This is a genomic window from Orrella marina (genome assembly GCF_003058465.1).
GTDB lineage: Bacteria > Pseudomonadota > Gammaproteobacteria > Burkholderiales > Burkholderiaceae_B > Algicoccus > Algicoccus marinus.
The window spans coordinates 647,846-665,865 of sequence record NZ_CP028901.1; the positions used below are offsets into that span (position 1 = coordinate 647,846).

An 18,020-nucleotide genomic window follows, 5' to 3' on the forward strand; every position below is an offset into this window, starting at 1 on the left:
TACTGTTAAGTGGTTACCTTGCTGTCAGCAGGCCGGTTCTGAGGGGATCTTGATATTTCCGTGAGTATTGCCAGAGCTACCTCAGGGGAGGGCGGGGTTGGGGTGCTCGATCGGTCGTGAAGGCGTTCTGTCCGCTCAAAAACAGCAGTAACTGCCGGGAGCATCAGGCTGGTGAGACCGAGCTCGACAAGTTGCTCGTTTGCACGTTCGACTTCTTTGCGTCGTCGTTCGGCATGAACGAGGTGAGTTGTGACAAGCATCTCGAGGAACCGGGGCAGATGTGCTTTGTCGATGTCGGAAAGGACTTCGTAGAGTGATTCCCGCACGCCGAGGTGTTCGGCTGCTGAAAGACATTCTGTTGTGAGCGCTTCAAGGCCTTTGGTAAACACGCTGCGCAAGAGTTTGAGAGAAATTGCATCGCCCGCCTGACTGTTTGAAATGACCTTGACGGGGATGCCTGCGCCTTGCATTGCCTCGATGGTTGACTGTCCCTTCGAATCCGCACTGACGCCTGCCGCAATCATGCTGGTGCTGGCACCGGTCAAGGCAATTGCACCCATGATTGCAACGTCGATGTAGGTGATTTCTCGTTTGGCCAGCAGGGCAGATGCCTGGCGTTTTGCGTCAGCTGATGCTGTTGAAAAATCAATCAGTATCTGCCCGGGACGTCCATGTTCCGAGATGATCTCTGCGATGACGGGTGCTGTTTCGCCCTCGACGCACGACAGTATGACCTCAACATCCTGTAAATGGTCTCGAACATCCTGAGCAGTTTGTGTTCCATATTTCGCGGTCAAACCCTTGGCACGCTCGGACAGTCGTTTGTCGATCGCCACCTGTATCGGCATGCCGCCTTCGTGAAGGGCTTCAAACAGGCAGCAGCCCACTTCGCCCATTCCGATGATCATGGATTTCATCAAATTTCCTTAGCGTTAATGGTTTCTTTGTTTTTATTTTGTACTTTTTCTTAACGCTTTATTCTTTACCAAAGAACGAGTTTTTACAAACAGTTTGATAATCACAAGGGATTACCATAGTTCGAATCAACTTGCGAGATACGTCGCTTTTGTGTTTGTATACAAACTCTACAGAAATGGCACACATGAAAGTCATTCGAAAATTGGGAGAGTGTCGAGATGAGAACAATGAAGAAACTACTAATTGCGTGTAGCGTGGCGACTTTTGGCGTCGGGGGGCAAGCGCTGGCTCAGGCAGATTATCCAGATCGTCCGCTGCAAATGATTGTTGCTTACAGCGCTGGCGGCGGTACGGATATCGCCGCCAGAACGCTGGCACCCTATATCGGCAAATATCTTGGTGGAGACGTTGCTGTGATCAATCGTCCTGGCGCTGGTGGAGAAGTCGGCTTCACGGAATTGGCAAATGCAACGCCAGATGGGTACACCATTGGCTTTATTAATACGCCAAATATTCTGACGATTCCGATCCAGCGTAAAACGAGGTACAGCCTTGAGAGCTTCACCCCGGTTTCAAATGTGGTCGATGATCCAGGTGGCGTGCAAGTTCGTCTGGATAGTCCGATTAAGAGCATGAAGGACCTGGTGGAGTATGCCAGGAGCAATCCGAGTGCCGTCACGTACGGCACTACCGGCATTGGTTCGGACGACCATCTGGCCATGCTTGCGCTAGAGAGACAGGCTGATGTCAAGTTGACCCATGTGCCATTTCCAGGTTCCTCCGCTGTGCGATCGGCGCTTCTGGGCGGACACATCACGCTGGGGGTGTTCAATATGGGAGAGGCTGTCACCATGTTGCGCGAGAATCAGATTCGCTCACTGGGTCAGATGGGTGAAACACGGTGGTCAGAGGCGGCGGATGTTCCGACCTTGAAAGAGCAGGGGTTCGATATCGTGCAGGGCTCGGCCAGAGGAATTGCAGTGCCAGCCGGGACCCCTGACGCTATTGTTGAAAAGCTCGCAAAGGCCGTGAACGACGCCATCAACGATCCTGAGTTTCAGAAGAAAGCGGCCGAGCAGGCACTTCCACTTGCTGCGAGTTCTCCCAAAGAGTTCTCGGACATGCTTTACAAGTTGCGTGACGGTTACGTGGAGCTCTGGAAAGAACAGCCTTGGGTCAAGAATTGATGCGTCGTGTTTGAGTTCTGAGGAGTCCACTCGCACGTGGTGCGGGTGACTCTCTTCAGGTCGGCATCAACTTCATGCCCGAAGGTATTTCATGTTTCTACCCCGAAAGGTTTCTCTGGAACTTGGCGCAGCAACGCTGGTTGCCGTGCTGTCATTGTATGGATTGCTGACCGTCTGGAATTACCCGGATGGTTCCCGAATCATGCCAGTCGGAGTCATGATCCTATCAACCGTACTTTCGTTGATCTGGATTGTGCAGTTGATGATGAGTGGAAAGCTCAAGACCGATCCAGCCCCGGAGATCGACGTCGCGGAAGTAAAGCGCGTCTGCACGATCCTGCTGAGTCTTCCGGTGCTGATCCTTGGGGTCGCGAAGCTGGGCTTCTTTACAACTTTTGTTCTCATGATCCCGGTGATCACATGGTTGCTTGGTTACCGGAACTGGAGAGGCATTGCAACTGGTACGGTCATATTCTCCGGGGGGCTATACCTTATTTTCAAGGTCGTTCTGAATCGACCACTTCCAGCCGAAATCTGGTTTTTGATCGGAGCTTGAAGGCATGATTGATCACATTCTTCAGGCTTTACCAGCGCTCTTTAGCTGGGACGTTTTCCTCTCAATGCTGATTGGCACAATTGTGGGTGTCGTGATAGGAGGGCTTCCAGGACTTTCGGCAACCATGGGGATCGCGGTACTGATTCCGCTGACCTTTTCGATGACACCACTGGGCGCGCTGGGAATGATCGCCGGCATTTACAACGGCGCCATGTACGGTGGTGCGATACCGGCCATCCTTCTGAGGATCCCTGGAACGCCAGCGGGGATTGCCACGGTTTTCGATGGCCACCCGATGGCACTGAAAGGGCAAGGGCGCCTGGCTCTGAAGATCGCCCTGTATTCCTCCGCGATTGGCGGTGCTGTCAGCGCAATCTCCTTGCTTCTGCTGGCGCCACCGCTGGCTTCTGTTGCGCTCAAGTTTGGTTCGGCTGAAATTTTCTGGCTCGCCATGCTGGGACTGACAACTATCGCAGTGGTGTTGTCCTCCAACCCTGTCAAGGGGCTTCTTAGTGCGTGTTTCGGTCTGGTGATGGGGCTGATCGGGATTGATCAGATGACTGGCTCGGAGCGTTTCACCCTTGATTCCATGTATCTGGTAGGTGGTGTCGGGATACTGGTTCTGCTGACCGGCTTGTATGCCATCCCGCCTGCAATCGACCTCGCAGCAAAAGCTTTGCTCATTCGTGCAGAGGATCTTAGGCGCGGTGACAGTGGTGGTCGAGAACCGATGCCCTGGTTACGTTTGTTGCCAACATGGTGCAAGTCTTCCGTCATTGGGGTACTGGTGGGGATTGTGCCTGGTGCCGGTGGGAATATCGCATCATTGCTGGCGTGGAGTGAGGCCAGGCGTAGTTCAAAGCAGCCCGAAACGTTTGGTGACGGTGCGCCAGAGGGCGTTGCTGCCGCAGAATGCGCGAATAACGCAGATAATGCGTCCTCGCTGATTCCGGCTTTGACGCTGGGGATTCCCGGTAATGCTGTGGCAGCCGTCATTCTGGGCGGTCTGCTGGTTCACGGCCTGTTGCCTGGCCCCGCTTTGTTCAGGGACTCAGCGCCGGTTACATATGGATTCATGTTGTCCATGCTGGTGACATCCGTTTTGTTGATCTTCGTCGGGTCGATTGGTGCGCGTTTGTTCATCAGCGTACTCAGATTACCTGCGCTTTTGCTGGCACCGATGATTATCGCCATGACGTTTATCGGGATCTATTCGATCGGCAACAGTTTGTTCGACGTGGGGCTCGTTGCCGCCCTTGGAGTGCTCGGCTATTTCATGGAAAAGCTTGGCGTGCCACTCGCACCGGCGGTTCTGGCTGTGATCCTCGGTCCGATGGCCGAGTCCGAGCTAAGACGTTCGCTTCTGATCTCTCAGGGTAATCTCGGTTTTCTGTTTTCTTCGCCCATATCTCTGATTCTCGTCAGTTTGATCATCGTGATGTTGTGTTCACCATTGATCAAGAGGTTCCTCTCAAGACGAACAGGCAAAACGTTGTCAGAGGACATTGCCAAGAAAATCTCCAACGACTGATATGAGGTGATTTGAGTGTTTACAGCGCAATGATGTCATTGGCACATTCGCACTATTTCTGGAGGATTGACAAAATGGAAGTTAGACGCCTTTGCCCCGCAATCGGAGCGGAAGTTATCGGAATTGATGTTTCACAACCCGTGAGTGACGAACTCTTCGCCGAGATCAGACAAGCCTGGCTGGACAGCAATGGCCTGCTGGTGATCCGCGATCAGAATTTGACTGAAGAGCAGCAGATCGCGTTTGCAGGCAAGTTTGGTCGCCTTCACAAGTTGCAAGGTCACACAGTGACGAAATACCTCCACCCTGATCACCCTGAAATCTATCGTGTTTCCAACAAGGTGATCGATGGCAAGCCGCAAGGCAGAAAAGGCGCTGGTACGTACTGGCATTCCGATAACTCATATGAAGTCGAGCCTGCACAGGCCTCTGTGTTGTATGCGAAGGAGATTCCACCTGTGGGCGGCGACACCATTTTCGCAAGTACACACAAAGCGTTTGAAGGTCTGTCGGAGACGTTCAAAGAATTCCTCATGCCCTTGAAGGCCGTACACAGTTTTGCGAACGCTGCCGGCGGCGGGTTTCGTAACGAGGTGATCACCCAGGAACAGTTGAGCAATGTCCCGCCGACGCTACATCCGATCATTCGCAAGCACGCAGAAACCGGACAGCTAGGTGTTTTTGTCAATCCGGGTTTTACTTCTTACATTGAAGGGCTCAGCGCTGACGAGAGCCGGGCAGTGCTTGGTTACTTGTTCGAGCTTGTAACCAAGCCTGATTACCAGTACCGGCATCGCTGGTCTTTGCACGACGTGGTGATCTGGGACAATCGCTGCACCATGCACTATGCCGTCATGGATTATGACGGCAGCGGGGAGCGCCTGATGCATCGCTGCACAGTCATCGGCGAGAAACCGCTGGCCGCAGTCGCTTAAGGCGTGAGTCGTCTCAGTGCCTCGCTCTTGCAGTGGCGTTCGCTGTTACCGTGGCTTGTGCTAATCATGTGGGTGGGCAGCTTTGCCCACCTTTTATTTGATGTGCAGTTGGCCCAGAATATTGCGGGATTGACTGCCGCTGCCATTGCGCTGTTTGCTCTTTTCACGACATCAGGAACCCCCCGAAAAACACTGATCGTGCTGGGCGGGTGTGCGTTGCTTGTGTCGAGTGTCAGCGGGACACTGGCGCCGTTGTGGAATGGTGTTGTTCGAGCGTCGCTGTTTGCAAGCTTTCTTGCGTCACTATTTGCGTTGAGTGCTTTGGTCAGGATGTCGAGTCGAATCGAGTCAATTCAAGACACGTTTGACTCCCAGCCTCAGCCTGGACGGTCTGGTGTGCTCCAGTTCCTGGGACTGGTGTTTGCTGTGCCACTGGCGGTGGGTGCGGTGGGTGTCGTCTCTCCGCTTATTTCATCGCAACGAACAGGCCGTGACCGAGTAACGGACGCCTCCTGGGCAATGAGAGGAATGGGGTTGGCCGTCCTGTTTTCTCCATTTACCGTTGCAATGGGTGTTGCGACCAGTGCGTCAGACAAGGATCTGCCGATAGGCTGGCTGATGTCGTGCGGCCTGATCATGGCGCTGACGCTGTTTCTGATTCCGTTTTTTCGTGGTCAATGTGTCTTGCCAGGACAGTTGCGTGGGAAATTCTCTCGCGATCTCATTGTCATGCTAGGGCCAGTCCTGCTGTTGATTTGCCTGAATATGGCAATCGTATTCTGGGTCGACGTCACCCCTTTGCAAGCAGCGGTGCTAACCGTCTTGCCCTTTAGCCTGTTTGCGGCTGGCCTGAGCGGCACTGGTGCGCTGCGGCTGGTCAAGGACCATGTGCAAGGAGCATGGAGACACTTTGACGGTGAAATTGCAGTCTTTGTGGCCTCTCTTTGCTTTGCTCAGGCGGTTGCGAATGTTCCGGCTATTGAACTGGTTGTCGCAAGTCTGGCCGGGATCATGGGCCCAACAGCACTGATTATTCTCTCTTTGTTAATGATCCTCCTGCTTGCGATGGTGGGCGTGCATATGGTGGTCACTGCTACTCTGTTTGTGACTGTATTCAGTCCATCCATGACATCGGATGTGCAAAGTGTCTTTCTGGCGCTCGCTGCATTGCTGGGATGGTCTCTTGGCACAATGATTGCGCCAGGATCTCTGGCGTTTGTGACAGCGTGCAGAGTTCTTCAAGTTCCAAGTAAGAAAGTGGCGCTTGATATCAACCTGATATTCTCGGTTTGTTCATTGCTGCTGTTTGCTCTGGCTGCGATCATGATCACCTGAGTTGATGCTGATTGCTGGTGCTGTTTTGCGAACCCTCGATGCTTCGAAGGTTCTGTAGGCAGACCGAAGGTGTACCCGCATGAGCTCCTCAGCCAGCAGGCGATCTTTTCTTTCAATTGCTGCCATGATTTCTTCGTGGTGATGAGCGGATCGAATCATATCTGGCTTCTTGTACAGATAAAAGGATCCGATGATGATCGGGACGTCGACAAACTGCATGGCAGCATGCCGCAGCCGGGCAGAGTTGCTGGCTTCAAGTAAAGCAAGGTGAATCTGACTGTTGACGCGTTGCAGGTCTGCTGCAACCTGATCGCCCGACAGAGAACTCAGGTGGCTCATCTCGTCGGTCAGGTGCCTGAGCCTGGTGATCTGCTCCGGGGTTGCATTGGCAGCAGCCAGGCCGCAAGCGGCTGACTCAAGCATGATCCGGATCTCAAAAACTTCAGCAATGTCGCGGTCAGTCCATTGCGCAACGAATGCACCTCTTTTCTCGCCAGGTATCAAAAGGCCATCCGAGACCAGTTGCTGGATGGCTGTTCTGACGGGTGTTCGGCTGACATTCATCTCTGCAGCGAGGTGTTCCTCCTTGATCTGCGCGCCAGGTTCAAGATCTCCTGACATGATGCGTTTGCGTAGCGAGATATAAACCTGTTCTGATATTTTGCTCATAGCCTTGTTCCACAGTCTGTGTAGTGTAGCGAAGTGATGGACTGATTTCGAGGTGTACCAAAATTTGTTGACTCTTATTGTTCATCGTCTCAAGATCAGTCTGTTCTTCGTTCTATCGGGTCAGATGCCCTTGCAGTGAGACCAACCTGTAGACTGGGTTCATGCATGTCCTGACTGGACAGAAGAGTTCAAAGGAAGGGTTATTGAAAGGAGTCAGACAACCCATGCAGACAGTCCACTACGAAACCCGGGATGACGTTGCGGTCATTCACATGAACCGCCCCCCGGTCAATAGCCTGGGTCACCCCCTCAGGAAGGACCTTCACGAGGCGATTGCCCGGGCGCTGGCCGACGCATCTGTGAAAGCGCTCGTGGTCACCGGCACAGACAAGGCGTTTTCCGGCGGCGCGGATATTTCAGAATTTGGTGGACCTCTTCCCTCCACTGAGCCCAGACTGGCCTCGGTGATCGAGCAGATGGAGAGCGCTGACAAGCCCATCGTTGCTGCTATTTCCGGGATCTGCCTTGGGGGCGGACTCGAGCTGGCATTAGGGGCACATGAGCGGGTCGCACACGTGCAGGCCCGAATTGGCCTGCCTGAGGTCAAGCTTGGCATCCTCCCGGGAGGCGGCGGAACCCAGCGCCTTCCAAGGCTGGTTGGACTGAAGCGGGCGCTCACAATGATCACGGAAGGTCTGATCGTACGCGCAAGTACTTTGTCCGATACCAGGTTGTTTGCACAAGTAGTCGATGAAGACATCGTTTCCGCAGCCATCCAGACCGCGCGAGAACTAGCCGCCAAAGGCGCACCGTATCGCCGTGTGCGTGACATCGACATGGACGAGCCCAATGCGCAGGCGATTCTGGATGAATGCCGACAGAAGCTTGCCGGCAGTAAAGACAAAGCCATGCAGCTGGCTCAGCAGAATTGTCTCGAATCGGTAGCGGGAACGGTCAATCTGCCATTCTCCAAAGGACTTGAGCAGGAGCGCGCACTCATCAACATGTTGATGGAATCGAGCCAGTCCAAGGCTTTGCGTCACATCTTCTTTGCTGAACGGGCAGTCACCAAAATACCGGGTGTTGCGGCGGATACGCCGATCCGGGACATCAGTCGCGTTGGCGTTATCGGAGCCGGCACCATGGGTGGCGGCATTGCCATGAGCATGCTTAATGCGGGAATTCCTGTCACGCTGGTCGAGGCCACACAGCAAGCGCTTGACCGCGGCGTAGCCATCATCGAGCGAAATTACGAGAACACGGCCAGCAAAGGCCGCATTACTGCAGAAGATGTTCAGAAGCGCATGGCGTTGCTCACACCGAGTCTTGCCTACGAGGATCTGTCTGACGCTGATCTGGTGATCGAGGCGGTGTTTGAGGATATGGACGTCAAGAAGTCGGTGTTTGGCAAACTTGACGCGATCTGCAAGTCCGGCGCCATTCTTGCATCCAACACTTCATACTTGAATATCGACGAACTGGCTGCGACGACATCCAGACCGGGTGATGTGCTCGGACTGCATTTTTTTAGCCCCGCAAATGTAATGAAGCTGCTCGAGATCGTGCGAGGTGACAAGACATCGAACGAAGTCTTGACGACATGCATGTCGCTTGCCAGGCGTATTGGCAAGATTGCAGTCGTTGCGGGTGTCTGCGACGGGTTTATCGGAAACCGCATGGTTGCACGCTATACCGCGGCCGCGCACGGCCTGGTGGTGCAGGGTGCAGCGCCGCAACAAGTGGATCAGGCACTTGAGGCGTACGGATTCTCAATGGGGCCGTTGCGCATGGGGGATCTGGCCGGGTTGGATATTGGCTACGCTACCCGCAAGCGATATAAGGCGAGCGCGCCAGATCAATGGTATCCACACATCGCGGATGATCTGGTTGAGCAAGGGCGTCTGGGCCAGAAATCCGGATCAGGATGGTACCGGTATGAGCCGGGCAATCGTCAGGCGATTCCGGACCCGCAGGCTGAAGAGATCATTCGTCAATTCAGACAACGTCTTGGTGTGAGCCCACGGGTTGTGACGGACGAGGAGGTTGTTGCCCGGTGTGTCGGTGCGCTGATCAACGAGGGTGCGCGAATTCTGGAAGAAGGCATTGCGTTGAGGCCGAGCGACATTGACGTTGTCTACCTCAATGGCTATGCCTTTCCGAGGCAGCACGGAGGACCGATGTTCTATGCGGACCAGATCGGACTGGATAAGGTGCTGGCAGACCTGCAACGCTTTTGCTCTGAGCCCGGCGCAAAGTCATGGTGGCAGCCCGCTTCACTCATTGTTTCGTTGGTGAATGAGAGCAAGAGCTTATCGCAGTGGCAAAAGGAGCGAGCGTGAGCTGTGTGCGTTCAGTGTCCGGATTATCAGAAGTGAGCGCTTAGTGCTGTGAACAGACGCATGAGTGCTGAGAAAGCGCATATCGGGACTGGCGCACCGGCGGATTCAGGCATGATTGATCGCCAGCCGGGTGGCGATTGGTGGGTAGTTGTCTCCTGCTTGCATGTGGGTGACAACGCCTCATCTTGCCGCAACTTGCCCTTGCTGCCATGAATGTCTTGTCTTTACCGGGGTGTCCGTGTTTACACTCTACGCCGATTGTCACATCAGAGGTGACAAGTTATTTGAAAAATCTATATAAACGTCAATACACAAAGGAGCACTGAAAGATGGCACAAGTCGAACTGATGTCAGATGTTACCGGCTCGGTCTGGAAAATTCTGATGGAAGTAGGCACTGCGGTTGACGCGGAAGAGCCTATTCTGCTCATCGAATCGATGAAGATGGAAATTCCGCTCGTTTCAGAAAAGCCTGGCACCATCGTCGAGATCATGGTGGCCGAAGGCGATCCTGTCACCGAAGGACAGATCATTGCAAAAATTGAAGTTTGATTTAACTTTTTAAAAAAAACTTTTCCTGTATATGGAATTTTATTCCTATAAATTGATTTATCAGTGAATGACTCCCATAATCAGACTGCGGTGTTTGGCCGGTGACGGTTCAAGAAGTGAGCAAAGTTTTGTCGGGGCGCGTCTCACTTCGAACCACATCCGGTATCGCCGTAGCACAACAACACAATCGTGAGGAGACACGCATGAAGTTACTTGCAGCAATCACTTTCTCTGTGGCAGCGCTGACCGGTCAGGCAGCCATGGCACAGTCGGACTGGAAACCCGGTTCTGTTGTCGAATTCATTGTTCCTGCAGGGCCTGGAGGCTCTCTGGACATGGTGGCACGCCAGATACAAAAGATCGCCATCGAGAAGAAGCTGGTCGACAGCATGATCATCAGTAACCGTCCAGGCGGTGCACTGGCCATGGCATTGAATGATCTGGACAAGCATCCTGGCGACGCCAATTATCTGATGACCTTGACGACCTCGATCATCAATAACAACATCACCGGCTCGCTCAAGGATCGCCCGTACACCAACTACAGCCCGATCGCGATCCTGTTTCAGGAATACGTCGGTCTGATCGTGCACAAGGACTCTCCCTACAAGACCGCTCAGGATCTGGTCAACTCCATGAAGGCAGATCCAGCCAAACTCAATGTGGCACTCGCCACCTCACTGGGTAATCACATCCACGTTGGTGCGGCTTTGCCGTTACAGAAAGCGGGTGTGGATGTACAAAAAATCAACTTCATCCCTTACAAATCATCGGCTGAGTCAATCACCAATTTGCTCGGCAAGAACGTCGATGTCGTGGCCGCCAGCACTCCCAATTTTCTGACTGCGCTCAAGAACGACCAGTTGCGGATCCTGGTTGTCGGCTCGCCCAAGCGTCTGCCTGGCGAACTCTCGGGTATTCCGACCTGGAAAGAGTCTGGTGTCGATGTGGTGACGACTTCAATTCAGGGCATTCTCGGACCCAAGGACTTGAAACCAGCCCAGATCTCCTATTGGGGCAAGGCGTTTGACGAGATCACCAGCACTGATGAGTGGAAAAAATTCGTAGAGATGCGTGGCTGGGCACCGGATTTTGTGGGGCCGGATCAGGTCAAGCAGACGCTGGCTGAGGAAACGCAGAGAATTCAGGAGATTCTTGACACCCTCGGTCTTTCCAGGAACAAGTGATCTCCTCGGAGTTGTACATATGGGACGCACGCGCTCGCCAGATGCTTTTCTGCCAGGCAAGGAGGGGAGTTTTTCCGAGGACGATCCATCAGTCGTGCTCACGCTGGCGCGTGGCCTGATTGTACTGAACTGCTTTGATCTGAGCCGTCAGTACCTGAGTAACAAGGAGCTGGTCAGCCTGACCGGGCTGTCCAAGCCGACCGTTTCCCGGATCACCTACACCCTGGCGAAGTTCGGGTTCCTGCGGTATTCACCAGTGCTCAGACAGTATGCACTGGGCGTTTCCATGTTGACGTCAGCCTATCCGTTGCTGGCTCACATGAAAATCCGCCAGGTTGCCCGGCCATTGATGCAGACCATGGCCAACGAGGTTGGTGGTGTGGTGTCGATGGGGGTACAGCTTGGCAGAAAGATGGTCTATGTCGAAAGCTGCGCAAGCGCGAAGTCGGTGAGTCCGGTCGTCGCAGGGATCGGGTCAAAGATTCCGATGTATCCGACGGCTATGGGAAGAGCCTACCTTTGTGGCTTGAGTCCGGCCGAGCGCACGCAGTTGCTCGATGCGATCACCCCTGGCTGGGAACAAGAGGGCAGCAAGTACCGGGTGCTGGTGGATGATGCACTGGCGCAGTTCAGGCAATGGGGGTTTTGCCTGGCCATGCACAATCTTGTGCGTGAAACACGCTCGGTCGGTGTTCCCCTTCGCGGCGAAGTCGACGAAATGCGTTACGCCTTTAACTGCGGCATGCCGGTGGTTCGCCTGAAGGAGTCGCAGATTGAGACCGAAATTGGACCAAGATTGATGGATTTGGTCAGGAATGTGGAACTCTTGATCGGACACCGTTAACGGAACGACTATCGACCGGATGGCTCGACGATAAAGCCCGGAGCCCGGATGTTTCAGACGCCTGCGGGGTTCATTCGGGAGTCGTCCAGGAGTAGTCCGGCATGTATCGCGAACCAGTGGGTCGCGTCCAGTAATAGGAATGAATGAATTGAAGAAACTATTGATTGCAAACCGGGGCGAGATTGCCTGCAGGATTGCCCAGACCGCTCGACGGCTGGGTATCGAGACGGTCGCCGTCTATTCAGAAGCTGATGCGCAGGCCAAGCACGTGGCGTGCTGCGATAGCAGCTATCTGATCGGACCAGCAGATGCCCGTCAGAGCTACTTGAACATTGACCGGTTGATGGAAGTGGTGCGCGAGAGTGGCGCAGATGCTGTGCATCCCGGATACGGTTTCTTGTCGGAGAACGTCGCCCTGGCTCGCGCCTGTGAGGTGGACGGGATCATGTTTGTCGGTCCGGGGCCCCATGCGATCGAGGCCATGGCCGACAAAGCCCGTGCCAAGGCGCAAGCCCACCAGGCAGGCATGCCTCTGATTCCAGGCTACTACGGTGACGAACAGGATGATGCGTTTCTGAAGGAGCAAGCACTGGCTGCGGGATTTCCGCTGATGATCAAGGCGCGTATGGGGGGCGGCGGACGCGGCATGCGAGTCGTTCGTAGCATGGACGAGTTTGATGCAGCTCTGGCGTCTTGCCGGCGCGAGGCACTGGCCGGGTTTGGCGACGACACCGTGATGCTCGAACGATACATCGAACGGCCTCGCCATGTCGAAGTGCAGGTGTTTGGCGACGCCCATGGCAACGTCGTGCATCTGTTCGAGCGTGACTGCTCTGTCCAGCGTCGGCATCAGAAAGTGATAGAGGAGGCTCCAGCCCCAGGATTGTCAGACAGTCAGCGCGATGCGATGGGGCAGGCTGCGGCTGATCTTGCCCGATCCGTGGGTTATGTCGGTGCGGGCACGGTCGAATGCATCGTCGACCCGGACGGCAATTTCTACTTTCTGGAGATGAATACGCGTTTGCAGGTCGAGCACGGTGTGACGGAGCTTGTCACTGGGCTGGATCTGGTTGAGTGGCAGTTACGTGTCGCGCGTGGTGAACGCTTGCCCCTTGCACAGGATGATCTGCAGCTCAATGGTCATTGTTTTGAGGTGCGCATCTGTGCAGAGCGTCCGAACAAAGGATTCTTGCCGTCTGTCGGACAGATCCAGACATGGTCGCTTCCCGAACATATCGAGTTTGCGCAGGGCGACGTAAGGGTGGACGCCGGTGTGCGTGCGCAGGACAGTATCAGTCCGTATTACGACTCGATGGTGGCCAAGATACTGGTTCGGGCAGACAACCGGGATCAGGCGATTGCCCGCATGCTCGACACCCTGCATGCAACGGAAATCAGCGGTATCCAGACGAACCTGGGATTTATCAAAGCCATCTTTTCGCATCCGGAATTTGTCGCGCAGAGCGTGCACACCGGATTTATCGAGACCCATCTCAAGCAGCTATTGAACATGAATCTTGACAGGAGTCCTGCATGAGCCAGGAAAGCCCCACGAGTCAGTCCGTACTCTCAGATGCATCTGTACAGTCCATGCCTGAGCAGGCGCACAGCGGCTCGCTTCCTTTGTCCGACCTCAAAGTGATTGAAATCTGTTCCACCATCGCCGGTCCAGCCTGTGCACGTCTGCTCGCGGATTTCGGGGCCGATGTCACCAAGATTGAGCCACACGAAGGTGATGGTGTCCGTCAGATGGGGCGGCATGTGCAGGATGTCTCGCTTTACGCTGCCACCATACTTCGCGGCAAAAAGTCGATTGCACTGGACCTGAAGTCCGAGCAGGGCAACCGGATTGCGCGTGCTCTGATTGATCAGGCTGACATCCTCGTGGAAAACAACCGGCCCGGGGTGCTGGAGCGACTCGGCCTGGGCTACGAAGATCTGCGCCAGACCAACCCCGGACTCATCATGGTGCGTATTAGCGGTTATGGCCAGGACGGCCCGTACTCGGGCAGGCCCGGCTACGGAGCCACCTGTGAGGCGGTGGGGGGAGTCCGGCACATGACGGGGGACCCGGATCGTCCGCCCGCACGGGTAGCGCTTGCTACCACGGATTACCTGACCTCGGTTTACGCGGCGTTCGGTGCCATGACTGCCGTACACGAGCGCGCCCGCTCTGGTCTTGGACAGGTCGTCGACGTGGCACTGTACGAGGCTGCGTTCAGTCAAATGGAGCCGTATGTCCCCGCTTACGAAAAATTAGGATTTGTGCCAAAGCGAGTGGGACCGAATCTGCCGACGATGGCACCCAATAGTCTGTATCCGACTGCTGACGGAAACTGGATGCTGATTGCTGCCAACAGCGACATCATCTTCCGCCGCCTGACCCAGATCATGGAGCAGTCAGAACTTGCCACGGACGAACGATTTGCGACTATCCGGGCACGAGGCAAACCCGAGAATATGAAAGAGATCGACCGGATCATCGGTGAATGGACCCGCACACTGGACGCACCCTCCCTTGCAGCCAGGCTAATCGAGGCGGCCATTCCGTCTGCACCGGTCAACACCATTGCGGACATCTTTGAAGATCCACATTTCACTGCGCGCGACATGCTGGTGAAGGTCGGGCATCCTGTGCTGGGCCACACGACCCAGACTGGGGTCGTGCCCAAGCTTTCTCGTACGCCAGGCACGATCCGTCACTCAGGCCCGGATCTGGGCGCCGATACCGACAGTATCCTGGCCGCAATGGGGTTGAGCGAGCAGCAGATCGGGGAGCTTCGCGCTCTCAAGGTGATTCGCTGATCCAGGAGCCACCGCCTGAACACCAGAACGACGTCGCCTTTGTGCCTTACGAACTATTTGAAACTGAACACCCGTAGGGGAATATATTGAATACAACAACTGATACATCGACCGGGCCTGCAGGAAGTAGCCAGCCTGACATTCAGGAAGCTACCCAGGCGGGGGGCAACTCATTGACGCCAGATGGCCAATGGGCAGAAGAGTTGAAGGAACTGGCGACCCGGCGCGAACAGGCAGCGGCCATGGGTGGACCCGAATCGCTGGCCAAACTCAAGAGTCGCGGCATCATGAACGCCAGAGAACGTCTGGCGACGCTGCTCGACGCTGATACGTTCAGGGAGCTTGGTCGCATCACTGGTAAGGGAAAGTACGACAAAGAGGGATACTTTCAGGGACTGTCTCCGGTCAACGCCATTATTGGATCCGGGAAAATTGAAGGACGCAAAGTCGTCGTTTCGGCCGATGATTACACGATCCGGGCGGGCTCTTCGGAGGCAACGATCTCAGACAAGTGGATCTACGCTGAGCGCATGGCACTCGATCTCAGACTGCCGATGATACGCCTGGTCGACACGGCGGGCGGAAGTGTCAAGCTGCTCGAACAAAGCGGGCACAGCAAGATCCCGGGCTATCCGAACTGGCCCGTCACGCAGTTGCTCAAGACGGTCCCCGTGGTTGGCGTGGCGCTCGGGGCCTGCGCTGGCTTAGGTGCGGTCAAGGTGCTCATGTCGCACTTTTCTGTCATGGTGCGTGACCAGTCGCAGGTCTTTGCCGCAGGTCCACCCGTGGTCAAGCAGGCGTACGGCATCGAGATCGACAAGAACGCCCTGGGCGGCTACAAGGTTCATCGGCGTAGTGCACTGGTTCACAACGAAGCCGAAAGCGAGACCGATGCGTTTGAGCAGGTACGCCGTTTTCTGTCCTATCTGCCCAGACATAGTGCAACATATGCCAGGCGGATCCGGTCAGGTGACCCAGTTGATCGTGCCGACGACTGGCTCAAGGACGCAATTCCCCGCGATCGCCGCAAGGTCTACGATCCACGCAAGATACTTCGCTCAATCTTTGATGAAGGCTCGGTATTTGAGATAGGACGATACCAGGCAGGATCCTGCATCACTGCACTGGCCCGCCTGGACGGCTATCCGGTGGGCGTACTGTGCAGTGACCCGCGGGTCGCCGGTGGTGCCATGACGATCACCTCCGCCTGGAAAATGGAGCGCCACGTCAAAATGTGCGACACATTTGGCTTGCCCGTGATTAACCTGGTTGACCAGCCTGGCAACGCGACTGGTCCGGAAGCGGAGTTGCAGGGGACCCTGCTTGGCGCTGTTCGGGTACTGAGCACAATCGAAGAAGTCAAGGTGCCCTGGGTATCGATCGTCATGCGTCGAGCCTTTGGCATGGCCGGAGGCCTGCATGCGCCGAAGTACTTTCCGCACCTGATTCACCGGTTTGGCTGGCCGTCTGCCCGTTGGGGATCCATCCCCATCGAAGGTGGTGTCGCGGCTGCTTATCGCAAGGAGATTGCCGAGGCACCGGATCCGGTCGAAGCCCGTGACGAACTTGAAGCGTACTACCACCGTATCGCATCTCCCTTCAGGACGGCTGAACGGTTCATGATGCTGGACATTATCGATCCGCGTGAAACCCGGGCAGTTCTGTGTGACTGGGTTGAAGATGCGTGGGAAGCCATGTGCGCCAAGGCCCCCAAAATGTCAGAGGCACACCCTTACGATATGCCCGTGTGACAGAGCGTCAGCAAGGCAGGCTCACAATCTGCCTTGCTGACGGCGCTTAGGCCTTCTGGTGAGTTTGACCAGTCCACTGAAACGCTCGATTGACCTGGTGGAGCCTGCAACAATGAGGAGATCACCGCTCTGGATCGCGCTATCAGGTTTGGCATAGCTGAAGTCCTGGTTGGGTCGCTTGATACCGACCACTGTGATCTGATGCTGTTCACGTACGCGCGACTCAGCCAGGATCTGGTTCTTGTCCTGGCTTTTGCGAGGGGTTTGTGGGCGAGCTCTTGTGCAAGGGCTCGTGTACAACGCTCGCATACAAATCTCGCACACAAATCACCCGATGCTGGTACGCGTCTGCATGGGTGGGCCTCATTGATGCGCACACGCCTGATCTGGCGTGCCGCTCTTGTCCGAAGATGCCCCAGCCTTCAATCGATGCTACAGTATGCTGTGTTGCAACAAATCTCGGTCGGTTCAGGCAGGTCGTGATTCGATAGCAACTTCTTGCGCATACAGAAAGGTGCAATCAAGGACCCTGATGAACGCCTTCAAAATAACTAGACAGGCAACTGCGGCGTTGGTCCCGATAGCGCAATCCAGATGATGCGCGAGCAATCTGTAGTCAAGCGTGTAGCAATCCACGATACGAGTTCGTGTTCCAGGGGGATACATGGTTCAGTCAGGTTTTGTGGTTCATCCGGTACAGCGATTAATCAGTGATGAGCAGATCAGCCTGTTTTCAGCGTTCGCCGTCTCTAATATCAGTGACGCCATGGGCCGCACCCGTGGGTCGAGCCAGTTACGGCCGTTTCACAACGGTGCGCCGATGGCGGGTCGCGCGATCACGGTCCGTACCGTGCCGGGCGACAATCTCATGGTCCACAAAGCAATCGATCTGGCGGGTCCGGGTGACGTGATCGTGGTGGACGCTGGAGGTGTCGGATACAGTGCGACCATTGGCGAATTGATGACTACGTACGCTCGAACCCGTGGTGTGGCTGGATTTGTCATTGACGGAGCCGTCAGGGATAGCGCTCAACTGGCGAAATCAGATCTGCCTGTGTACGCTCGCGGTATTTCGCCCCGTGGACCGAGTCGTATTGGACCAGGGGAGATCAATGTGACGGTCAGTGTAGATGGGGTCGTGGTCCATCCCGGTGATCTGATCGTGGGCGATGCAGATGGCATGATTGCCATCCGTGCTCACGATCTGGACGATGTCGCCCGTGGCGTACGGGCCATCGAAGAGAAAGAACGCGATCTGCTTGCCCAGATGAAGCAAGGTCTGGTTGACCGGTCCTGGGTGGACGAAGCGCTGGAGCGCCTGGGGTGTGACACAACCCGGGTGTGAGGTAGGTGTGTGGTGAAAGCCCGGATCGTATTGAAGTCGTCTGACGGATCGGACTGTTCCATCAGCG

The 18,020-nt window shown here is 55.3% G+C and carries 16 protein-coding genes; 13 read left to right on the forward strand and 3 right to left on the reverse strand.

Features of this window, described 5'->3' with window-relative positions; genetic code table 11:
- Nucleotides 1-5: 5 nt before the first annotated feature.
- The gene (locus tag DBV39_RS02870) at nt 6-917 is read right to left on the reverse strand and encodes an NAD(P)-dependent oxidoreductase (RefSeq protein WP_108620277.1); all 912 of its coding nucleotides are present in this window, start codon (nt 915-917) and stop codon (nt 6-8) included.
- Between the two features lie 228 nt (nt 918-1,145).
- Between DBV39_RS02870 and DBV39_RS02875 the strand changes: the two genes are divergently transcribed.
- The 5 genes from DBV39_RS02875 to DBV39_RS02895 all read left to right on the forward strand — a co-directional run bounded on the left by DBV39_RS02875 (nt 1,146) and on the right by DBV39_RS02895 (nt 6,462).
- Entirely contained in the window at nt 1,146-2,105 is a 960-nt protein-coding gene (locus DBV39_RS02875; RefSeq protein ID WP_108623046.1) for a Bug family tripartite tricarboxylate transporter substrate binding protein, read from the forward strand.
- Between the two features lie 91 nt (nt 2,106-2,196).
- Nucleotides 2,197-2,661, forward strand: coding sequence for a tripartite tricarboxylate transporter TctB family protein (locus DBV39_RS02880; RefSeq protein WP_108620278.1), 465 nt, complete (start codon nt 2,197-2,199; stop codon nt 2,659-2,661).
- A 4-nt stretch (nt 2,662-2,665) separates the two neighbouring features.
- Nucleotides 2,666-4,192, forward strand: a complete 1,527-nt coding sequence (locus DBV39_RS02885; RefSeq protein ID WP_108620279.1) for a tripartite tricarboxylate transporter permease — start codon at nt 2,666-2,668, stop codon at nt 4,190-4,192.
- 74 nt (nt 4,193-4,266) lie between these two features.
- Nucleotides 4,267-5,127 (forward strand): TauD/TfdA dioxygenase family protein, encoded by an 861-nt coding sequence (locus DBV39_RS02890; RefSeq protein ID WP_159078762.1) that lies wholly within the window; start codon nt 4,267-4,269, stop codon nt 5,125-5,127.
- Between the two features lie 3 nt (nt 5,128-5,130).
- Complete coding sequence (locus tag DBV39_RS02895; protein ID WP_159078763.1) at nt 5,131-6,462, forward strand: hypothetical protein; 1,332 nt, start codon at nt 5,131-5,133, stop codon at nt 6,460-6,462.
- Here the strand turns inward: DBV39_RS02895 and DBV39_RS02900 are convergent.
- On the reverse strand, nt 6,421-7,131 hold the full coding sequence (locus DBV39_RS02900; protein ID WP_108620282.1) for a GntR family transcriptional regulator: 711 nt from the start codon (nt 7,129-7,131) through the stop codon (nt 6,421-6,423). The two genes, DBV39_RS02895 and DBV39_RS02900, sit on opposite strands and share 42 nt — an antisense overlap.
- A 224-nt stretch (nt 7,132-7,355) precedes the next feature.
- Here DBV39_RS02900 and DBV39_RS02905 point away from each other — a divergent pair, with 224 nt between their 5' ends.
- The 7 genes from DBV39_RS02905 to DBV39_RS02935 all read left to right on the forward strand — a co-directional run bounded on the left by DBV39_RS02905 (nt 7,356) and on the right by DBV39_RS02935 (nt 16,608).
- The gene (locus DBV39_RS02905) at nt 7,356-9,470 is read left to right on the forward strand and encodes a 3-hydroxyacyl-CoA dehydrogenase NAD-binding domain-containing protein (RefSeq protein ID WP_108620283.1); all 2,115 of its coding nucleotides are present in this window, start codon (nt 7,356-7,358) and stop codon (nt 9,468-9,470) included.
- Nucleotides 9,471-9,799: 329 nt separating this feature from the next.
- Nucleotides 9,800-10,021, forward strand: a complete 222-nt coding sequence (locus DBV39_RS02910; protein WP_108620284.1) for an acetyl-CoA carboxylase biotin carboxyl carrier protein subunit — start codon at nt 9,800-9,802, stop codon at nt 10,019-10,021.
- Between the two features lie 203 nt (nt 10,022-10,224).
- The gene (locus tag DBV39_RS02915; protein ID WP_108620285.1) at nt 10,225-11,208 is read left to right on the forward strand and encodes a Bug family tripartite tricarboxylate transporter substrate binding protein; all 984 of its coding nucleotides are present in this window, start codon (nt 10,225-10,227) and stop codon (nt 11,206-11,208) included.
- 19 nt (nt 11,209-11,227) lie between these two features.
- Complete coding sequence (locus tag DBV39_RS02920) at nt 11,228-12,052, forward strand: IclR family transcriptional regulator (protein WP_108620286.1); 825 nt, start codon at nt 11,228-11,230, stop codon at nt 12,050-12,052.
- A gap of 148 nt (nt 12,053-12,200) precedes the next feature.
- A complete protein-coding gene (locus DBV39_RS02925; protein WP_407669219.1) occupies nt 12,201-13,589 on the forward strand; it encodes an acetyl-CoA carboxylase biotin carboxylase subunit in 1,389 nt (462 codons plus the stop codon).
- The gene (locus DBV39_RS02930; RefSeq protein WP_227870782.1) at nt 13,586-14,857 is read left to right on the forward strand and encodes a CaiB/BaiF CoA transferase family protein; all 1,272 of its coding nucleotides are present in this window, start codon (nt 13,586-13,588) and stop codon (nt 14,855-14,857) included. The genes DBV39_RS02925 and DBV39_RS02930 overlap by 4 nt, the downstream gene beginning before the upstream one ends.
- 86 nt (nt 14,858-14,943) lie before the next feature.
- Nucleotides 14,944-16,608, forward strand: coding sequence for an acyl-CoA carboxylase subunit beta (locus DBV39_RS02935; protein ID WP_227870783.1), 1,665 nt, complete (start codon nt 14,944-14,946; stop codon nt 16,606-16,608).
- Nucleotides 16,609-16,629: 21 nt separating this feature from the next.
- Here the strand turns inward: DBV39_RS02935 and DBV39_RS02940 are convergent, their stop codons facing one another.
- A complete protein-coding gene (locus tag DBV39_RS02940; protein WP_108620288.1) occupies nt 16,630-16,917 on the reverse strand; it encodes a cation:proton antiporter regulatory subunit in 288 nt (95 codons plus the stop codon).
- A 355-nt stretch (nt 16,918-17,272) separates the two neighbouring features.
- Here DBV39_RS02940 and DBV39_RS02945 point away from each other — a divergent pair, with 355 nt between their 5' ends.
- Nucleotides 17,273-17,953, forward strand: coding sequence for an RraA family protein (locus tag DBV39_RS02945; protein ID WP_108620289.1), 681 nt, complete (start codon nt 17,273-17,275; stop codon nt 17,951-17,953).
- Nucleotides 17,954-18,020: the final 67 nt, after the last annotated feature.

Bases quoted from the DNA above. Each gene is read 5' to 3' on its own strand.
- DBV39_RS02870 (WP_108620277.1), bottom strand. From the start codon at position 917: ATGAAATCCATGATCATCGGAATGGGCGAAGTGGGCTGCTGCCTGTTT.
- DBV39_RS02875 (WP_108623046.1), top strand. From the start codon at position 1,146: ATGAAGAAACTACTAATTGCGTGTAGCGTGGCGACTTTTGGCGTCGGG.
- DBV39_RS02880 (WP_108620278.1), top strand. From the start codon at position 2,197: ATGTTTCTACCCCGAAAGGTTTCTCTGGAACTTGGCGCAGCAACGCTG.
- DBV39_RS02885 (WP_108620279.1), top strand. From the start codon at position 2,666: ATGATTGATCACATTCTTCAGGCTTTACCAGCGCTCTTTAGCTGGGAC.
- DBV39_RS02890 (WP_159078762.1), top strand. From the start codon at position 4,267: ATGGAAGTTAGACGCCTTTGCCCCGCAATCGGAGCGGAAGTTATCGGA.
- DBV39_RS02900 (WP_108620282.1), bottom strand. From the start codon at position 7,131: ATGAGCAAAATATCAGAACAGGTTTATATCTCGCTACGCAAACGCATC.
- DBV39_RS02905 (WP_108620283.1), top strand. From the start codon at position 7,356: ATGCAGACAGTCCACTACGAAACCCGGGATGACGTTGCGGTCATTCAC.
- DBV39_RS02910 (WP_108620284.1), top strand. From the start codon at position 9,800: ATGGCACAAGTCGAACTGATGTCAGATGTTACCGGCTCGGTCTGGAAA.
- DBV39_RS02915 (WP_108620285.1), top strand. From the start codon at position 10,225: ATGAAGTTACTTGCAGCAATCACTTTCTCTGTGGCAGCGCTGACCGGT.
- DBV39_RS02920 (WP_108620286.1), top strand. From the start codon at position 11,228: ATGGGACGCACGCGCTCGCCAGATGCTTTTCTGCCAGGCAAGGAGGGG.
- DBV39_RS02930 (WP_227870782.1), top strand. From the start codon at position 13,586: ATGAGCCAGGAAAGCCCCACGAGTCAGTCCGTACTCTCAGATGCATCT.
- DBV39_RS02940 (WP_108620288.1), bottom strand. From the start codon at position 16,917: ATGCGAGCGTTGTACACGAGCCCTTGCACAAGAGCTCGCCCACAAACC.
- DBV39_RS02945 (WP_108620289.1), top strand. From the start codon at position 17,273: ATGGTTCAGTCAGGTTTTGTGGTTCATCCGGTACAGCGATTAATCAGT.